This window comes from Vreelandella salicampi, from assembly GCF_013415105.1.
GTDB classification, from domain to species: domain Bacteria; phylum Pseudomonadota; class Gammaproteobacteria; order Pseudomonadales; family Halomonadaceae; genus Vreelandella; species Vreelandella salicampi.
In genome coordinates, this window is the sequence record NZ_JACCDF010000011.1 from 119,079 (window position 1) to 136,744 (window position 17,666).

Sequence of the window (17,666 nt, forward strand, 5' to 3'; positions counted from 1 at the left end):
AAGGTCATGGGCAACCGTCATATCGAAGACTGTTATCAGATTGCCTTGGAGAAGCTGGAGAATGACAGGTTTGAATCCGCTCTCTTGGTAGAACCCGAGCAAAAATAAAGCTGACAGATATGATCCTCCCACCCTCAACGATCCAGAGCTTATGATCAACACCTTTGCCGTCTCCAACTACCGCAGCCTGAAAAACGTTGTCTCTCCCCTGTCGGGCCTCAACGTAGTGACCGGACCCAACGGGTGCGGCAAATCCAACCTCTACAAGTCGCTGCGGTTACTGGCCGAAACCGCCAAAGGCAATCTTATCTCATCGATTGCACAGGAAGGCGGCCTTGATTACACCTTCTGGGCAGGCCCAGAAAAACTCACCAAAACCATGAAAGACGGCTCTGCTCCGGTTGAGGGCGCCGCCAAGAAGAACAATACGCGCCTTAGGATGGGGTTTGTCGGTGAAGACTTCGGTTACGCCATTTCATTAGGGATGCCCGCACCGCAGGGGTTTGCAGGCTACCAGGAACCCTCCATGTTCCAGTTCGACCCCGAGATAAAGCGGGAATGCATCTGGGCGGGCGATGTTTGCCGCCCCGCCCCAGCAGTTGTTTGATAGATCGTGTTGGATCCGTGGTGAAAGTACGTGCTGGACGCAAATGGCAGGTTTACGATGCCCACCTTAATAGCTACGAAAGCATTCTGAACGAAATCAGTGACCCGGTCGCTGTGCCGGAGGTTCATGCGGTTCGGCAGACCATCCGACAATGGCGCTTCTACGATCAGTTCCGAACCGATCCGCAATCCATGATTCGTACACCACAAATCGGCACCCGCACCCCGGTGCTGGATCACGATGGTCACAGCCTAGTGGCCGCCTTGCGAACCATCTACGAGATTGGCGACCGAGAGGCGTTGTACGAAGCGATTGAAGACGCCTTTCCCGGTGCAACGATTGATTTTAAGGCCGACGCTGGCAACCGCTTCCTGTTACTGTTTCTACAGGAGGGGCTGCTGCGCCCCTTAAACCAGTCGGAATTATCGGACGGCACGCTTCGCTATCTATTGCTGGTAGCAGCGTTGCTCACACCCCGACCACCTTCCCTGCTGGTATTAAATGAGCCGGAAACCAGTCTACACCCGGATTTGCTGCCCGCCCTGGGCCGCCTGATTATCCGTGCATCGCAAGAAACCCAGGTGTGGGTGGTTTCCCACGCGCCACGCCTGGTGGCCACTTTGGAAAAAGACACTGCCTGTAACTCTATCGCGCTGGATAAAGTGTTTGGCGAAACGGTTATATTGGGACAAGGGTGGCTGGACGAACCGCCATGGCAGTGGGCGGATTAAAAGGCCTAGGCGATTAACGCCGACCTTCCGGTGACAGCATGAGTTCTATCCTTCTGATCACCGTACGCGGGCATTGGCGCGGGTGTTCAAAAACGCGACCCCGGCTGTTTGAGAAATGCGATCTCTTCTGGCGTGGAGGTGCGGCCTAGTATGTCGTTGCGGTGCGGGTAGCGGCCGAAGCGGTCGATGATTTCCTTATGCCGTAACTCAAACTTGATGTTTTCCGCTGGCGTGAATGCCTTGAACAGCGCTTCTGCTTGTTCGTGGATAAGTCGCGATTCGCTGTGCATATAAGGCATGAGCAAGAAAGTGCGCTCATCTTGCGCTAGTTCACTTAACGCGCCAGCGGCCACCGCCTCCTGCGCGAGCACTAGCGCCTGCGGGTCTTGGGTAAAGGCTTGCGGCGTGTCGCGATATATATTGCGGGAAAACTGATCAAGCACGATCACTTCCGCAAGGCGACCTTGTGGGCTTTTCCGCCAGGTATAAAGCTCGCCCGCAGCGGCCTGCTGCAACAAGGGCTGAAACCGCGCCTTTAGATTTTCATCAAAAGCCGGCTCAACACGCCACCACTGTTTGGGCTCGATTTCATCGAACCAGAAATTCAGTATGCTCTGATACATTAAGAATTCCGTCTTTTACTCAAACTGATTTGCTCAAACCGACTGTTTATGAAGCCACAGCTCGTGCGTTGCTACAACGCCTGACGCGAGAACGCCTCCACTGGGGAGGCGTTCTGGGGTTGCGTGACATCGCTAACAGGGCCATTAAGCAAACACTTCGGTCCACTCGTTGCGCTTATCCAGCAAGCCGCGCGCGAGCTCCTGGGCGCCTTCGAGGCTGTGGCTGGCGGCCCAACCGCACTGCATTTCGTTGCAGGCAGGGACATCGGTGGCGTTGAGCACGTCTTTCAGCGTCTGTTCGACCATGTTGACCACGTCGTCGTAGTCGTCGTGATTGATCATGGCGATATAGAAGCCGGTTTGGCAGCCCATCGGGCTGATGTCGACGACTTTATCGGAGTGATTGCGCGAAAGCTCGGCCATCAGATGCTCAAGCGAGTGCAGCGCGGGCATCTCCATGTGCGCTTTGTTGGGCTGGCAGATGCGCAAGTCGTATTTATGAATGCGATCACCCTTCTCGCCTTCTTTGATATCCGCCAGGCGGATGTAAGGCGCTTTCACCTTGGTGTGGTCCAGGTTAAAGCTTTCAACATTCATTTTTTGCTCGGTCATAGTCGCTCCTTCTGCGATTCGTTTTATCCTGCTCTATACCCTTGGTCTACACCTTTGGGGCGTCAAAGTTCCACGGCTCATCGGTATAGACGCAAACGTTGGCATCTTCGATATCGCCGTCGGGAGACTCGACGTTCTGAGCGAAGAAAGCTTGAACCTCCTCGCGCTGGCAGTGCGCCTCGAACGCTTCCCGGTTAGCCCAAATCTCGTGAAAAACGATGGGGAACCCGGTGCCATCCGCGAAGGGGTTCTCGATCTGCCGCGTGACGGTATAAAGCAGGCAGGCATCTTCTCGATGGGCGTTGGGCTCTAGTGACTGTAGCGTTTTAAAAACGGCTTCTTCTTTGCCGGGCTTAGGTTTGAAGCTGGCTGTGCAGTAAATCTTTTGTGACATGTGGCGTCCTGTATTGCGGTCCCGTGGTGGGTGAAACGTGCCCTATTATGCGCGGCTCCCGTATCAATGGACAACCGCCTACTGATTAGCGCAACAGGCGCTCGGCCAGGGTTTCTAAATCGGCGACGGTCATATCCGGCTCGATGCCCCAAGGGTCGAAGGGGGCATCTGAGCTGCGGCGGACCCAGGCGCTACGAAGACCCGCGTGCGTGGCGCCAATCACATCGAACGGATTGCTGGAAATCAGCCATGTCTGTTCCGGGCGAGCTTCCAATCGAGTACGCAGGTAAGCGTAAACCGCAGGGTCGGGTTTAAAGCGCTTAATGTCGTCAACGCTGATGACGTCGTCCATGTGTTTATCAACGCCTGCGCGCACCAGCAAGGTTTTGACCGCGTCGGCCGTGCCGTTGGAGAACGCCACGCAACGTATGCCCGCCTCGCGCAGGGTAACCAGAGCAGGCACCACATCGGGAAAGGCGGGCAGCTCGGCATACACGGCCATCAGGTGGTCCTGGTCGTTATCGGTAAGGCCAGCTTGTAGCGCACGGTCGGTGAACACCAGCGCTTCGCGAGTACATTCAGAAAACGGGAGATAGTGGCCCATTAGCCCGTGGCGGAAGCTGTATTCCAGCTGTTTATCGCGCCAGCGACGGGCAAACTCGGCCGCTTTTTCCGGCTTTGTTAAGCGGCGCTCAAGCTCAACGGTGACGCCCTGGGTATCAATCAAGGTGCCGTAAACATCAAAAGCAATCACGGGTTGCATACATGCTCCTTAAACAGCGTAAACCACACTATGCGTACAGCATAGCCAACACCTTACCAGCCAGCCTTTAAAAAAACGCCGCTGCCCCCTCACGGAGCAACGGCGTTTTGGCGAGTGGATTTTCCACTTGCGACTAAATCGTCAGCGCAGCCTCTTTTTGCCCTTGCTTGAGATCGCCCGAACGCGAAAGCTCATCGGTAACCCGGTCAATCGCCCGCTTGGCGCGGCCGATCATGTCATCCACCTCATCGCGATTGATGGTCAGCGGTGGGGCGAAGCCGAGAATATCCCCTTGCGGCATGGCGCGCGCAATCAGGTTTTCTTCCAGGGCGGCGGCGGAAACCCGCGGGCCAACTTTCAGCACCGGGTCAAAGTGAAGACGCTGCTTGGCATCGGGGGAGAATTCCAGCGCCGCCATCAAGCCCACGCCGCGCACATCCCCCAACAGCGGGTGGCCGTCAAAGGTCGCCTTGAGCTGCTGCTGGAAGTAGGCGCCGGTTTCCTCGGCGTTGCCCACCAGGTTTTCGCGCTCAATGATATCCAGATTAACCAGCGCGGCGGCACAACCTAGCGCATGGCCGGAGTATGTCCAGCCGTGGCCGATGGGACCGTATTCGCCCGTGCCTTGCTCCAGCACTTTCCACACTTTATCGCTGACGATGACGCCAGAGAGCGGCTGATAGGCGCTGGTCAGTCCCTTAGCGATGGTGACCAGGTCAGGCTGAATGCTGTAATGGTGGCTGCCAAAATCTGAGCCGGTTCGGCCAAAACCGCACACCACTTCGTCGGCGATCAAGAGCACGTCGTATTTATCAAGCACGGCTTGGATCTCGCCCCAATAGCCTTCTGGCGGCGGCACAATGCCACCGGTGCCGAGCACTGGCTCGCCAATAAAGGCCGCGACGGTATCCGGGCCTTCTTCGAGAATCATCGCTTCGAGCTTCTCAGCGCAAAACGAGGAGAATTCGTGCTCGGTCATGCCGTGCTGCTCAGCGGCGCGGTGGTAATAGTACGGCGCTTCGGTATGGCGGATGGTGTCAATCGGTAGATCGAAGTGGTCATGGAACGCTTTGAGGCCAGTCAACGAACCGGAAGCAATGCCCGAGCCGTGATAGCCGCGCATGCGCGAGATGACCTTTTTCTTCTGCGGGCGACCAAGCACGTTGTTGTAGTAGCGCACGATTTTGAGCTGCGTTTCGTTGGCATCCGAGCCGGACATGCCGTAGTAAACCTTGGACATGTTCATGCCGGCGATTTTCAGAATGCGCTCGGAAAGCTCAATTTGCGGCTCGTTGGAGTGGCCTACATAGGTGTGGTAGTAGGAGAGTTCCAAGGCTTGCTTATAGATTGCCTCGGCGACTTCCGTGCGACCGTAACCGATGTTCACACAGTAAAGCCCGGCAAAACCGTCGATAAATTCACGGCCGTCTTTGTCTACGATATTGATACCCTTGCCGCCGGTAATCACACGCCCTGGTGCATCGCCGTGAGCGAAGTCGCGCAGATGGGTAGAAGCGTGGAAGGTAACGTTACGGTCGCGGTCGACTAAATCCTGATGCAAGCTCATGGTGTTCTCTCTTATCAATAAAGGACATATCGCCCGACAAGTCGAGCTCTTACAAAACCTTGTGCCAGTTATCCGCTGTAGGAGCCCAACTTATTGGGCGATAAGGCTTGGGTTCGCCCGATAAATCGGGCTCCTTGTGTCTCTACAAACCCAAACGCGAATTTCGTTTAACTGCCCGACACCGAGCCCAGCGCGCCTAAGCAGTAGTATTTGGTTTCCAGATACTCATCAATACCGCAGGTGCCGCCTTCACGGCCAAGGCCGGACTGCTTCACACCGCCAAAGGGCACTGGCGGGCCTGTCATCTTCACCGAGTTGACCGACACCATGCCAAATTCCAGCGCGCGCAAAAGCTTCCAGATACGGCGAATATCGTGGGTGTAAATGTAAGCGGCAAGGCCATATTCGGTATCGTTGGCGAGATCAATGACCTCGTCATCGTCGGCGTAGGGCGTGATACCGGCGATGGGCGCGAAGCTCTCTTCTTGCCACAAACGCATATCGCGCGTGATCCCAGTGAGCAGCACCGGCATGAAATAGTTAGCGCCCGGCGCTTGGCTTTGGTCGCCCGCCACCAATGTCGCGCCTTTGGAAATGGCGTCGTCTACAATGCCCGCGGCTTTTTCTACCGCTTGGCCGTGAATCAGCGGGCCGAGGTCAATTTCGCTTTCCAAGCCGTTACCCACGGTAAGCGCGGCCATGCGCTCAGCAAAGTGCTCTACGAATTCATCGTGGAGGGATTCGTGCACCAAAATACGGTCCGCCGCCAAGCAGTCTTGCCCGGCCGTCTGGAACTTGGCCGCCACCGCCGCAAGTGCTGCCTCTTTCGGGTCCATATCCGGCCCGACGATAAAGGGCGCATCACCGCCAAGCTCCAGTGCGAGCCGCTTAACGGTAGGCGCACTTTGCTCCATCAATATCCGCCCAACACGGGTGGAGCCGGTGAACGATAGTGCTCTGATACGCGGCTCGGCACAAAGAATCTTAGAGACCTCGGGTGGATCGCCCAGCACGACGTTGAAAATGCCTTCTGGAATACCTGCGCGCTCGGCAAGCTCCGCCAGCGCCAGCGCCGAGAACGGCGTTTCGTTCGCCGGCTTGACGATAACCGGGCAGCCCGCAGCCAAAGCGGCGGCAGCTTTGCGGGTAATCATCGCCAGTGGAAAGTTCCACGGTGTGATCAGCGCGGCAATGCCCACCGGCTCTTTAATAGTGCCGAGCGAGGCATTGGGGATGGGGCTCGGAATCGTCTCGCCGTAAGTGCGTTTGCCTTCTTCAGCAAACCAACGCACGAAGCTGGCACCGTACTGCACCTCGCCGCGGGAGTCCGGCAGCGGTTTGCCCTGTTCCAGCGTCATGAGGGTCGCCAAGTCTTCGCGGTTGGCTTGAATCAAGTCGTACCAGGCAAGCAAACGCTCGCAGCGCTCATCGGCACGCAGTGCCCGCCAATGCACGAAGGCTGCTTCGGCGGCATCCACCGCCGCGGTAATTTGCTCGGCTTCCAGCAGGGGGATATGGCCCAGCGCCTCACCGGTGGCGGGGTCAGTCACCGCTTCTTCGCGGCCACTCTCGCCATGGGTCCATTTGCCGTTCACGTAGGCGTACTGACGGAAAAGGCGTGGGTCTTCCAGGCGCTTGGCGAGTGTTGTGGATAGTGTCGTCATGGGAACCTCCCCCGTTATCAATGCGAGCAAAAAGCAAAACGGCCAACATGGCCGTTTGCGTTTTGATGTGTTCAGGGTAAGGGAGAAAGCACACGAAGTGCTTTTGAAAGGCCACCCAATGAACGGCACTTTTTTTGCGAAAACCGACTTTAACGTGGTTTTTTTTGGCAGGGGCGTTTTTTAGCCTTCAGCCGGGTTGATCAGCGCCTTCTGGGTAAACACCACCAGCCCCAGCTCTGGCCGGTATCCATGAATCTCGGTGACGTCCAGCGCTTGGAGGAAATCGAGAATTTCCTCGTTGATCACCTGTCCCGGCACCAGCACCGGGAACCCCGGCGGGTAGGGAATCACGAAGCTTGCCGACACCACATCGCGCCCGTCCCGCATCTGCGCCTGTAACTTGCCGTTATCGAAGCGCAGGTACTCGGTATTTTCTTCGTCGTAGCTAAGAAAATAAGCGCAGCGGATATCGCCCTGCGGGGTATCGGGATTAGGCCGGAACGCACTGTGGAAATAGCTGAAATCCGGCAGCGGCGGCAGCTCATGATTTAACGAGTGCACCTGCTGTTCGATGATCTTGCGCTCGGGGCGGCTGCTGTCTTCCAAGCGGTATTCGAATTCCTTGGCCAACTTGATCAACACATCCAGCAGGTAGGCAATCGATCCGCGGGTAGTGCCGATATTGGTCATGAAAAGCACGGTGTTGCGTGAGGTCTTATTGATCTGAATGCCGTACTTGTTCATCAGATATTCGTTTTTGAACGTATCGCCGTCGACCCCGGTGTTACCAATGGCAATGGTCACACGGGTCGGGTCGACCACGAACTCATCCCGCGCCCAGGCTTCTTCCATCTTGTTCCAGCCGGACACCGGGTCGTAGAAGGTTTCAACACCCGACTCGCGATAAGCTTCGGGCACCATGTCGCTGTTCTTTAGTACGCGGAAATACTTCTGCAGCAACGGATGCGTGTAGAGTTGCTCGCGCAGCGAAAGCGCCGTTTCGACCTGGGCGTGGACCAGCTCAAAGCCTTCCATTTCCGCCTGCATACGCCCCACATCCAGCGACGCCACAATCTGGTAGTTGGGCGAGGTCGAGGTGTGGGTCATATAGGCTTCATGGAAGGAAGACTCCACCTTCTGGCGGAAATCCTGATCCCAAACATGAATCATCGAGCCTTGACGCAAAGAAGTCAGCGTCTTATGGGTCGAATGGGTAGCATAGGTGCGAATCCGCACCAGGTCTGGGTCGGGCATTAGGCGCTGATCGAGCCAGGTGGCGTCGTCTTCTGGGTCGAGCTTGTCGAACTCGGCCTTCCAGGTGTTGTATTCCTCACGGTAGCTCTCGCTGCGGTAGCGATAGCGCAAAGTGCGCGCCGAGTTCATGGCGGTACGCGGTCGATACGTCGGGTTGAAACCGGCGAAGGCGAACCAGGCCTCGTCCCACAGAAAGATGAGGTCCGGCTTGATCGCCAGGCACTCTTCCATCACCCGGCGCACGTTGTAGACGATGCCGTCGAAGGTGCAGTTGGTCAGCAACAGCATCTTCACTTTGTGCAGCTGCCCAGATCGTTTGTAAGCAAGCAGCGTTTTTTTGATTTCGCGCAGCGGCACCGCGCCGTACATGGAGTAATCGTCGAGGGGATAGGAATCTAGATAGCTGACGTGGGCGCCCGCCAGCACCATGCCGTAGTGATGCGATTTGTGGCAGTCACGGTCGATCAGCACGATGTCTCGCGGTTTGACCAAGGCCTGCACCACAATCTTGTTAGCGGTGGAGGTGCCGTTGGTAACGAAGAAACTGCGCCGCGAGCCAAATGCCCGGGCGGCATATTCTTGCGCCTTCTTGATCGGCCCGTAGGGTTGCAGCAGCGAATCGAGCCCCCCGGACGTCGCCGAGGTTTCGGCCAGAAAGATGTTGATGCCGTAGAAGTCGATCATGTGCCCCGCCCAGTGGGAGCGGGTGACCGACTTCCCCCGGGAGATGGGCATGGCGTGAAACACGCCGGTAGGCTTTTTGCTGTATTCACGCAAGGCATCGAAAAACGGCGTGCGGTAGCGGTTATCGATGGCGCGCAGGATCGTATGATGCTGCTCGATGTAATCCGTTTCGCGGTAAAAAATACGGTTGAAATACTGAATGTCCTGGCTCGCCGTGGCCTCGACATCGCCGCTGGTGACCAGAAACTGATCAATCTCCGGGCGCAGCTCGTGAATCATCGAGCTGAGCAGGATGCTGCGCTCGGCTTCGGTCTGGTGCTCCAGCTCTTTTTCCGACAGACCTTCCAGGTAGTTACGCAGGGCACTGAGGTTGTACTTCGACTTGTAGGGAAATTCGTAGCGGATCAGGCACGCCTGGATATTGGGGTTAACCAGTATGGCAATTAACGCGTCTTCGAAGCTTTTGACCGTTACCACGTCGTAGACAAAGCGGTCTTCCGGGCGGCGCATGTTGTGAAACGCCTCGCGCACCACTTCCTCTTCCTGGTTGGAAAGGTTGTCCACGATCAACAGCTCAAAATAGGGCTGAGCCGAGCTGTTGGATGCCGGATGCCCACGACGTAGCTGATTCAGGGCATCAAGGGTTTCCATGTCTTCGGCGCCAGCATCGGTCTCGGAGAGATCCACATGGCGACGCCGATAGGACTCGCTGATCAACGCTCTTACCAAGCGTTTCACCACTTTATCTAACACCTCATATTCACCGCGATGGAACAGCAACCAAAGGTAGCGAAAATCCTCTTTGGACGGAAACGCGTGATAGTCCTCGATGATCTCCAGGCGGGTCAATTTAATATCGATAGACTTGATCAAATTCTTAGCACGGCCTTCCTCTTCAAGGCGCGTCAGAATACCCAGGTCACGCTTGAGCGCATTCCATGTGTCGGAGCGAAGCTGGGAAATCTTGTGATAAAAGCCCAGCGCAGTGTAGGGCGTTTCAGTAGGACTGCTCTCTTGCATGACGACACCCATCCTTTGTCGATATTAATCTGAAAAACACGTGGTTTGGCCGCCGTGTTTATCCGCTATGCAGGCCGCGTGAGCCGTAACGCACGGTGATTTGTTCTTCGGCAAAGGCCTCGAAGCTCAAATCCAGCACTTTGCCGGGCCAACGAAACTCGGTCCGGCCCTCGTTGGGGCGATAAACCGCGGTATACACCGTGCCCAGGCCACGCCGGTAGTCATGACGAAACAAGGGCGGTGCAGAAAAAGCCGACACTAACCGCTCATCAGTGGTGGCATCATCATCGACCAGAATCGACAGTTGACGCTCGCGTATCAAGGTTTCCGAGGCCAGTGCATGGGCGTACCATTCGATCTTCTTTTGATGGTTGGTGGCCACGGCCACCCGCCGGATACTGGCGCGACGGTCCGGCGCGATCATGGCCGTGACATAGCGCCCGCAGGCATCCGCCACGGTAATGTTGTAGGCCATATGGGTGGGCACACGTGCCAGCACCGCCGCAGCTTCCGGCACCGTATCGCAGAATTCGAGAATGTAGCGCAGGATAATCGGCGCGCCGAAGCCATCCCCCACTACCTTGCGCCCACCGAATGCCAGAGAAACCGCAAGCCCCGAATCGTTCATCCCGTCCAACACGCCCCACAAGCAATCCGACATGGCGATCACCCGGCGTTGATTCCACCGGGTGTAGAGAATGGTGCCCTCGCAAAGCTCCGGCGGATAATCGTAGTTGCGCGCCAGCACGGTGGCCGCCGGGCTTGCCAGTACCGCTTGGGAGCAGCCGGTGATATACGGTGGCGGCCGGTACAGGCTCAATAGCCGCGACGAAAGATCGCCCCCACCGGCCAGCTCGCACAAAGTGTGGTAGGTGCCCAACAACTCCGGCATATGGCGGCGCAAGGCGTTGTAGCATTCCAAGTAAGAAGGACGCTCGCGTTCGCCTTCGGCCAAATACCAAGGTTCGTAGGCAGGCCAATGGTAATGAAACAGCGACTGCCATTTGGCCCCCGCCACCTCTTCATGCACAGTGCGAAACGTCAATGTTTTATCCAGCTCAACACTTGGCGTCCTGCCACTGGCTAAGTAGCTGTCCATGGTCACAAAATTTTGAAGTTGCCACCGCCGATGGCATGGCTAACGGCAACTCCCTCCACCACGGGGTCTTGCAACGCCTGACCGCTGTACTGCTGACGGATGCCCTCGATCCAGGCTTTCGCCCGTTCGTTCAATTGGAAATCATCATCCATCAACCGGCCCCGGGTGATCAGAATGCCGAGATCGGCTCCTTCATAGCGGAAATCGCCAGCGCCGCTGATACGCAGAAAGAAAGCTTCATGCTCGTTTTCCGCCGCGTGCGGGTGATAGCTGTAATGATCGTAGGCGATTTCGCCATCGTCACTCATACGCCATACTCCGGTATCGGGAGCATGGGTCAAAAGGTCGACACTTTCATCGGTATGCTTGATGACCAACTGACTCCAGCTGTCAACGCTTTCAGGGTGCGACCAGCGCTCGTTGATGTCGTCGATATCCAGGTCGAAGTCGACATCCGAGAACTCCAGCAAGTGGAACAAGAACAGCGGAATATCGGAGTGGGCAAAAGCCGCGACGTTGGTCAGCGAGCTCGCCCCGGTCACGCGGGGATTGAGCTCGCCCAGGTACACATCGTTGGTGTCCATGTCGATCAGGAAATCGAGCTCGAAGTAACCGCGGTAGCCTTCTTCGCGCAGGGCTTCGCCGAATTTGAAGGTGTACTCACGCGCCAGGTCGCGTACTTCCTGGCTGAAGGCTCCGGCAAACATCTCGTTGCCGCACCAACCGCCTTTGTAAGGCGTTAATGTCTTGAACCCTACAAGTTCGGTCATCAAGGGGCCAACCACTGTGCCGCAGCGCGTGGCGCAAGCTTCTATCGCCGAGCCACGGCAGTTGATGCGCTTCATGATTTTGACTTCGGGCTCGGCCTCGATCTCTTCGGCGTGCTTGTAGTAGTCCTCTTCGCTGGCGATGAAGAAGGTGGTATGGCCGGAATCACCGAACGCGGTCTGCACCACTAAGTCATTGCCAAGCTCTTTGCTGACCTCAACGAGCTCCTGATAGCTGCCTACCTTGGCCAGCACATTGGGCACGCTGGGCACCCCAGCTTTGTTGCCGATGCGTACCGTCTCGATCTTGTTGTCCATTCGCTGGCGCAACTGCGCCGGCGGAAAGGCGACCCGCAGCCCCAATTGCTTGCAGATTTCTTCGGTGTGCTCGTCGAACATCAAAAACGCGGCCACCCCGGCATTTTCGCCATCGGCACGTGATTGAATGAAATTAATCACTTCCTTGTGTTCGAGCAAATAGTTGTTGATGTCTTCGATGCCCTCGAAGTCACGGGGAAACTTCTCCTTGGGCACGAAGACGTTTCGCTGCTTGCCCTCGAAGCAGTTTATATAGTTGATATGGCGAAAGCCGCCGACCCAATCACCGATACCCAAGAGATTAAAATTGGTGGCGGAAATAAAATAAACCGGCTCCTTATTGTTAAGAAAATGCCGTCGAACATCTGCAATGGAAGATATTTTAGTCATTGTTCTCGCTCCTTCGGTGACGGGTACTGAAGACCGCGTGATATTAGTGTCGGCTAGGCGCTGGGTGAAAAAACGCACGACTTGCCTAAATCGATCAATCAATGTGGCGCGAAATCCGTGCTTCTCGTGACGATCAGTCAAATCAAACAATCTCCTAGAAAATGTCTTGGTCGTTACGCACCGGTTTGGCAAGCGCCCCTAAGGTATCTAAAAAAGGTGATGAGCCGTTTTCGCTACGATACAGCGAAAAATCCACGTCCCGGTCGCGGAAGCTCTTGAGCGGCTGACCCAAGCCACGCAACCCAGTTTCGCGTTCGCGGCGCACTCGGTTCAGATCGATTTCAATCGGCATGACCTCTTCGCCGATACCGGCCTGGTGGATCACGTCACCGGACGGGCCGACCACGATGGAACGGCCGTTACCCAGCGCACCCGCACCGTTGATATCAAAGAAATAGCACTGGTTGATTGCGGCATTGGTGCGGGCAATCGAAAGCTCGATGTCTCGGTCGATGGTATCGGTCATGGTGGGATGAAGAATCACTTCAGCACCCATGGCGGCCAGGGTCCGGGTCGTTTCGGGAAACCACATGTCATAGCAAATAGACACGCCGAAGCGGCCTATGGTGGGCACATCAAAAACCACAAATTCAGTGCCGCTTTCCACCCCGGCTTCATAAGGGCGGAAGGGAAACATCTTGCGATAACGGGTTACGACCTGCCCTAATGGGTTGATCACCATCAAGGTGTTGTAGATCTGCTCACCCACCTGCTCGAACATCGAGCCGGGAATTAACCAGATGCGGTGTTGCGCGGCTAACTGGCAAAACATCGCTTCAGTATCACTGGGTAGCGGTTGCGCGTGGTGCGGCGATGCGCCCATGGGCAGCAATTCGCTAAACAGCACCATCTGAACCTGAGGAAAACGGTTCATGAGCACGTCGATACGGTGGCGCATGGCCTCGGTATTGTCGCCGTGGTGCAGGGCATGCATTTGAACACCGGCAATGGTGAAGTAAGACATTGGATTCTCTCTGCGTCAGGCGATCTGGCTGTTTTAAATTCTGTTTTAAATACTATTTTTAATGCTGGTTCAAATACTACTTTAAATTTGCTAGTGGGAGCGTGTATTCCGCTGAGTCAGTCGGTAAATAAGCACTCACCTTCATCCTATGATAATCGAGCGCTGAATTGGCGTTGACCAAACCCCTAGCCAAATCATTTGTTTCGTTTTATACGCGAAGCGTCACAGAAAATCTTCCGCTACCACGGTCGGCGTGGACTGCTTGACCATCTTGGTCACGATATACGTGCAATAGCGCTCGATGCCCACGTCCGAGACCAGCCAGCTATCCATCAGGCGTTGGTAGCTATCGATAGAGCGAGCCTCAAACTTCACCAAGTAGTCTACCCCGCCGCCCACGGCAACACACTCGGTAACTTCCGGGGTTTGCATCACCAGCGCTTCGAAAGCCTTGAAGCTATCGGCGTTGTGCTTTTTTAGCTCAATCTGCACCCACACCGGGTTGTGCGGCACCAGTATGTTGGTGTCGATACGCGCGCTGTAGCCTTGAATAATGCCCGCCTGCTCCAGCCGCTTGACCCGCTCCCAGCAGGGGCTGACGGAAAGGTTGATCGCCGCGGCGAGCTTGGATTTGGTGATCCGCCCGTCGCGGGAAAGAATTTCCAGAATTTTTACATCGTATCGGTCGAGTTTAGTCATGATAAATCCGACAACGCCTAGGCGTTAAGACGCTCCACCACGTCGGCAATCACCGCGAGCGTATCGCCCATATTTATCAGCGCGGGGGCACGCCGCGCCATCAGCACGCCATCGCGCTCGGCGCGGTAGGCCACAGGCTCAGTGCCGCTGCGAGTCATGTCGTACACGTAGGCAATCGTCTGGCCCCTTTTCACTTCATCGCCGAGGGCGACTAACAGTTCTAACACGCCCGAGTGCTGGCTTTGCACGTAGCAGCTGGCATCGGGCATATCGAGATACACCTGCCCGCTTTCTGGCATGTCGACCTTGCCTGCCACTAAGCCATAGTGAATCAGAAAGTTACGTACACCACGCTCGGTAATCGCCATGCTTTCCGGCGTGGAGGTGCCGCCTCCGCCAAGCTCGGTGGCGACAAATACTTTGCCCTGGCGTTCGCAGGCGGTATCGAAGAGTCTTTCCGCATCGAGCTCAAACATCACCATGGCATAAGGTGCGCCAAACGCTTTAGCACCGTCGAGCGCTGCCTGCTGCTGGTTTTTATCGTCCAGCACGTGGGACGCGCCGAAGGGCAGAATATCCAGCGTACGACCGCCGGAGTGCAAATCGAGCACCACATCGCTCATCGGCACCAGCACGCGGGTGAAGTAGTCGGCGATCTGCGCGGTGGCATTGCCGTTGGGGTCACCGGGGAAACTACGGTTCATGTTGCCACCGTCAAGCCCCGAGGTCCGCTTGCCCGCCATCACCGCCGGGGTGTTCATGCACGGCACGATAATCACCCGCCCGGTGACGTCTTCCGCTTTCAGTGTGGAAGACAGCTTTAACAGCGACGTGATGCCCTCGTACTCATCGCCGTGGTTACCGCCGGTGAGAAGTGCTGTGGGGCCGTCACCGTTTTTCACCACGGTGACGGGGATCATCACTGCCCCCCAGGCGGATTCATCGGTGGAGATCGGCAGTTTCAAAAAGCCGTGCTGGACGCCATCGGCGTCAAAATCCACGGTGGCTGAAATAGGGCTAGGCCGCACTTGGTTGGGTTGATCGGTCATTGAATATTCCTTTTGGTACAAGCGGCTATTTTACAAATAGCTGGCGGGGGAAATTGGCCAGCGTCTCGCAGCCATCCTCGGTAATCAGAATGCTCTCGGTGATTTCCAGCCCCCATTCGTCTACCCATAGGCCGGGCATAAAGTGGAATGTCATGCCGGGTTTCAAGATAGTCTCATCTGAGGGGCGCAAGCTCATGGTGCGCTCGCCCCAGTCAGGCGGATAGGAAAGCCCGATTGAATAGCCACAGCGAGCCCCGCCGCGGTCAAAGCCATATTTATCCATCGCCGCCCCCAGCGCCATGGCGATATCCGCCGTGCGGTTGCCGGGTTTGGCCACGGCAAGGCCATTCTCGATGCCTTCCAAGAGCGCGGATTCAGCGCGCAGAAAGTCTTTGGGCGGCGTACCTAAATAGACGGTGCGCGACATCGGCGCGTGGTAGCGCTTGTAAACACCGGCGATCTCGAAAAACGTACCCTCGCCTTTACGAAACGGGGTGTCATCCCAGGTTAAGTGCGGGGCAGCGGCGTCTTTGCCAGTGGGAAGCATGGGCACAATCGCCGGGTAGTCACCGCCGTACACTTTGCCCTTGTTATCCACGTAGCCTTCGATACCCACCCGGTAAATCTCGGAGACTAACTTACTTTTGGGCAACCCTGGCTCGATCACTTCCAAAATGCGCGAATGCATCCCCTCGACGATTTTCGCCGCAATGCGCATGTAGGCGACTTCTTGGGGCGATTTAATCGCGCGGCACCAGTTGACCAACCCATTGGCGTCCATAAAGCGCGCGTGAGGAAGCTCGCGCAGCAGGCTCTGATACGCCTTGGCGGTGAAATAGTAGTTGTCCATCTCCATGCCGACGACACCCTGGTGCCAGCCGCGGTCGGGCATGATCGACTGCGCCAGGTACTCCATCGGGTGCATGTCTGGATTCTGGACGTAGTAATCCGGGTAATAAGTGATATTTTCCGGATCAATCCAACACGTCAACAACGCGCCATTGGCATCCATACGGCGACCGAACCATACCGGCTCGCCTTCAAGGCCCACCAGAACGCACTGATGCACATAAAATGACCAGCCGTCGTAGCCGGTCAGCCAGGCCATGTTCGAGGGGTCACTAACGATAATCACGTCAATACCACGGCCAGCCATTTCAGCGCGCACTTTCCACAGTCGATTCGCGTACTCTTCGCGTGTGAAAGGCAGGGAAACCTCAGTCATCGGGCAACTCGCCATTAAAGATCACCAAGAACCGAAAAAGCGACATGCGTCGCTTTTTCGGGCCACAGGATCGACCCTGGCTACCGCCGCAGTAGGCCCGCCAATGTCGTCTTAAGCTGATACTAGCACCACCCCTTGGTTGCCGGTCAAAGCCTTTATGACAAAAAGTGCATTCACTCGTGATAGCGTAAGCTGTAACGACAAATAACACCGAGCTAAAGGGGGCCAAGATGAAAATCGTCGTCCATATTGAGAGCGAAGCCGAGCAGTGGCGCGAAGCGCTGGCAGAGGCGTTTCCCCAGGCCGACGTCATAACCAGCGAGGCACCGGCCGAGGTGCGCCAAAACGCCGATTACCTCGCGGCGTGGAAACCACCCGAGCACCTGCTGCGCGAACAGAGCCAGCTAAAGGCGATTATCAACTTAGGCGCCGGGGTCGATTATCTGCTGCGCTCGCCGGCACGCCCGCAAGACGTGCCTATCGTCAAACTGCGCGATGCTGGCATGGGCGAACTGATGGCCGATTACGTGCTATACGGCGTATTGCACTTCTACCGCAGTTTTGACCGCTACGCCAATCAGCAAACCCAAGCGTATTGGCGGCCTCATCCGGTCGCGGAAAAGTCACAGTGGCCGGTGGGCATTTTAGGACTTGGCGCCATTGGCGCCTATGTCGCCGAAACGCTCAGCGAGGCTGGCTTTCCCGTCCTCGGCTGGAGCCGCTCGCCCAAACAAATTGACGGCGTTAGCTGCCATCACGGTGATGACGGTTTGGATCACGTACTCAGCCAAGCCCAAACGCTGGTCACTCTGCTGCCGGACACCGCTGAGACGCGTGGGATCGTCAACAAGGAACGTCTAGCCCAGCTGCCCGAAGGCGCCAGTTTGATTAACCCCGGCCGCGGTACGCTGGTCGAGGAAAGCGCGCTGTTGGCGGCGCTCGGCACGCACGACACCCTGGGCCACTTGCGCGGAGCGATACTTGATGTGTTCCCCGAGGAGCCGCTGCCTGAAGATAATCCGTTGTGGCAGCACCCGAAGGTCACGATCACACCGCATATGTCGGCCCCTACACCGCTGCATGCCGCGATCGACCAAGTCATTGCGTACCTGCGCGCTTTTGAAGCCGGCGAGCCCGTAACGACGATCAACCCCAGCGACGGCTATTGAATCAACA

At 56.5% G+C, this 17,666-nt stretch carries 16 protein-coding genes; 3 read left to right on the top strand and 13 right to left on the bottom strand.

The features are described from left to right. The first annotated feature begins 151 nt into the window (after window positions 1-151). Entirely contained in the window at window positions 152-607 is a 456-nt protein-coding gene (locus HZS81_RS18070) for an AAA family ATPase (protein ID WP_241697495.1), read from the top strand. 20 nt (window positions 608-627) lie between these two features. Continuing rightward, window positions 628-1,338, top strand: a complete 711-nt coding sequence (locus HZS81_RS18075; protein ID WP_338401861.1) for an AAA family ATPase — start codon at window positions 628-630, stop codon at window positions 1,336-1,338. Window positions 1,339-1,424: 86 nt separating this feature from the next. Here the strand turns inward: HZS81_RS18075 and HZS81_RS12890 are convergent, their stop codons facing one another. From HZS81_RS12890 to doeA, 13 genes are all read right to left on the bottom strand, one after another. Next, window positions 1,425-1,961, bottom strand: coding sequence for a DUF924 family protein (locus HZS81_RS12890; RefSeq protein ID WP_179930972.1), 537 nt, complete (start codon window positions 1,959-1,961; stop codon window positions 1,425-1,427). A gap of 144 nt (window positions 1,962-2,105) precedes the next feature. Then, entirely contained in the window at window positions 2,106-2,573 is a 468-nt protein-coding gene (locus tag HZS81_RS12895; RefSeq protein WP_179930973.1) for an S-ribosylhomocysteine lyase, read from the bottom strand. Between the two features lie 46 nt (window positions 2,574-2,619). Then, window positions 2,620-2,967, bottom strand: coding sequence for a putative quinol monooxygenase (locus HZS81_RS12900; RefSeq protein WP_179930974.1), 348 nt, complete (start codon window positions 2,965-2,967; stop codon window positions 2,620-2,622). Between the two features lie 85 nt (window positions 2,968-3,052). Next, complete coding sequence (locus HZS81_RS12905; protein ID WP_179930975.1) at window positions 3,053-3,730, bottom strand: haloacid dehalogenase type II; 678 nt, start codon at window positions 3,728-3,730, stop codon at window positions 3,053-3,055. A 133-nt stretch (window positions 3,731-3,863) separates the two neighbouring features. Next, window positions 3,864-5,297: an aminotransferase gene (locus tag HZS81_RS12910; RefSeq protein WP_179930976.1), complete on the bottom strand. Its 1,434-nt coding sequence runs from the start codon at window positions 5,295-5,297 to the stop codon at window positions 3,864-3,866. Between the two features lie 167 nt (window positions 5,298-5,464). Then, a complete protein-coding gene (locus tag HZS81_RS12915) occupies window positions 5,465-6,961 on the bottom strand; it encodes an NAD-dependent succinate-semialdehyde dehydrogenase (protein ID WP_179930977.1) in 1,497 nt (498 codons plus the stop codon). A gap of 180 nt (window positions 6,962-7,141) precedes the next feature. Next, on the bottom strand, window positions 7,142-9,919 hold the full coding sequence (locus tag HZS81_RS12920; protein WP_179930978.1) for an aminotransferase class I/II-fold pyridoxal phosphate-dependent enzyme: 2,778 nt from the start codon (window positions 9,917-9,919) through the stop codon (window positions 7,142-7,144). Between the two features lie 58 nt (window positions 9,920-9,977). Beyond that, window positions 9,978-10,964 carry a C45 family autoproteolytic acyltransferase/hydrolase gene (locus HZS81_RS12925; protein WP_241697496.1) on the bottom strand — a complete coding sequence of 329 codons (987 nt, stop codon included), beginning with the start codon at window positions 10,962-10,964 and terminating at the stop codon, window positions 9,978-9,980. A 56-nt stretch (window positions 10,965-11,020) separates the two neighbouring features. Then, window positions 11,021-12,493: a biotin carboxylase gene (locus HZS81_RS12930; protein WP_179930980.1), complete on the bottom strand. Its 1,473-nt coding sequence runs from the start codon at window positions 12,491-12,493 to the stop codon at window positions 11,021-11,023. Between the two features lie 154 nt (window positions 12,494-12,647). Further along, window positions 12,648-13,517: a carbon-nitrogen hydrolase family protein gene (locus HZS81_RS12935; protein ID WP_179930981.1), complete on the bottom strand. Its 870-nt coding sequence runs from the start codon at window positions 13,515-13,517 to the stop codon at window positions 12,648-12,650. A gap of 222 nt (window positions 13,518-13,739) precedes the next feature. Then, window positions 13,740-14,216, bottom strand: coding sequence for an Lrp/AsnC family transcriptional regulator (locus HZS81_RS12940; protein ID WP_179930982.1), 477 nt, complete (start codon window positions 14,214-14,216; stop codon window positions 13,740-13,742). 17 nt (window positions 14,217-14,233) lie between these two features. Beyond that, window positions 14,234-15,265: a N(2)-acetyl-L-2,4-diaminobutanoate deacetylase DoeB gene (doeB, locus tag HZS81_RS12945; RefSeq protein WP_179930983.1), complete on the bottom strand. Its 1,032-nt coding sequence runs from the start codon at window positions 15,263-15,265 to the stop codon at window positions 14,234-14,236. A gap of 25 nt (window positions 15,266-15,290) precedes the next feature. Beyond that, complete coding sequence (gene doeA, locus HZS81_RS12950) at window positions 15,291-16,490, bottom strand: ectoine hydrolase DoeA (protein WP_179930984.1); 1,200 nt, start codon at window positions 16,488-16,490, stop codon at window positions 15,291-15,293. A gap of 230 nt (window positions 16,491-16,720) precedes the next feature. Between doeA and HZS81_RS12955 the strand changes: the two genes are divergently transcribed. After that, a complete protein-coding gene (locus tag HZS81_RS12955; protein WP_179930985.1) occupies window positions 16,721-17,659 on the top strand; it encodes a 2-hydroxyacid dehydrogenase in 939 nt (312 codons plus the stop codon). Window positions 17,660-17,666 lie beyond the last annotated feature (7 nt).

Coding starts and splice junctions, on each gene's coding strand:
- HZS81_RS12940 (WP_179930982.1), bottom strand. CDS start 14,216: ATGACTAAACTCGACCGATACGATGTAAAAATTCTGGAAATTCTTTCC.
- HZS81_RS12895 (WP_179930973.1), bottom strand. CDS start 2,573: ATGACCGAGCAAAAAATGAATGTTGAAAGCTTTAACCTGGACCACACC.
- HZS81_RS12955 (WP_179930985.1), top strand. CDS start 16,721: ATGAAAATCGTCGTCCATATTGAGAGCGAAGCCGAGCAGTGGCGCGAA.
- HZS81_RS12900 (WP_179930974.1), bottom strand. CDS start 2,967: ATGTCACAAAAGATTTACTGCACAGCCAGCTTCAAACCTAAGCCCGGC.
- doeA (WP_179930984.1), bottom strand. CDS start 16,490: ATGACTGAGGTTTCCCTGCCTTTCACACGCGAAGAGTACGCGAATCGA.
- HZS81_RS12935 (WP_179930981.1), bottom strand. CDS start 13,517: ATGTCTTACTTCACCATTGCCGGTGTTCAAATGCATGCCCTGCACCAC.
- HZS81_RS12915 (WP_179930977.1), bottom strand. CDS start 6,961: ATGACGACACTATCCACAACACTCGCCAAGCGCCTGGAAGACCCACGC.
- doeB (WP_179930983.1), bottom strand. CDS start 15,265: ATGACCGATCAACCCAACCAAGTGCGGCCTAGCCCTATTTCAGCCACC.
- HZS81_RS12920 (WP_179930978.1), bottom strand. CDS start 9,919: ATGCAAGAGAGCAGTCCTACTGAAACGCCCTACACTGCGCTGGGCTTT.
- HZS81_RS12930 (WP_179930980.1), bottom strand. CDS start 12,493: ATGACTAAAATATCTTCCATTGCAGATGTTCGACGGCATTTTCTTAAC.
- HZS81_RS12910 (WP_179930976.1), bottom strand. CDS start 5,297: ATGAGCTTGCATCAGGATTTAGTCGACCGCGACCGTAACGTTACCTTC.
- HZS81_RS18070 (WP_241697495.1), top strand. CDS start 152: ATGATCAACACCTTTGCCGTCTCCAACTACCGCAGCCTGAAAAACGTT.
- HZS81_RS12890 (WP_179930972.1), bottom strand. CDS start 1,961: ATGTATCAGAGCATACTGAATTTCTGGTTCGATGAAATCGAGCCCAAA.
- HZS81_RS12905 (WP_179930975.1), bottom strand. CDS start 3,730: ATGCAACCCGTGATTGCTTTTGATGTTTACGGCACCTTGATTGATACC.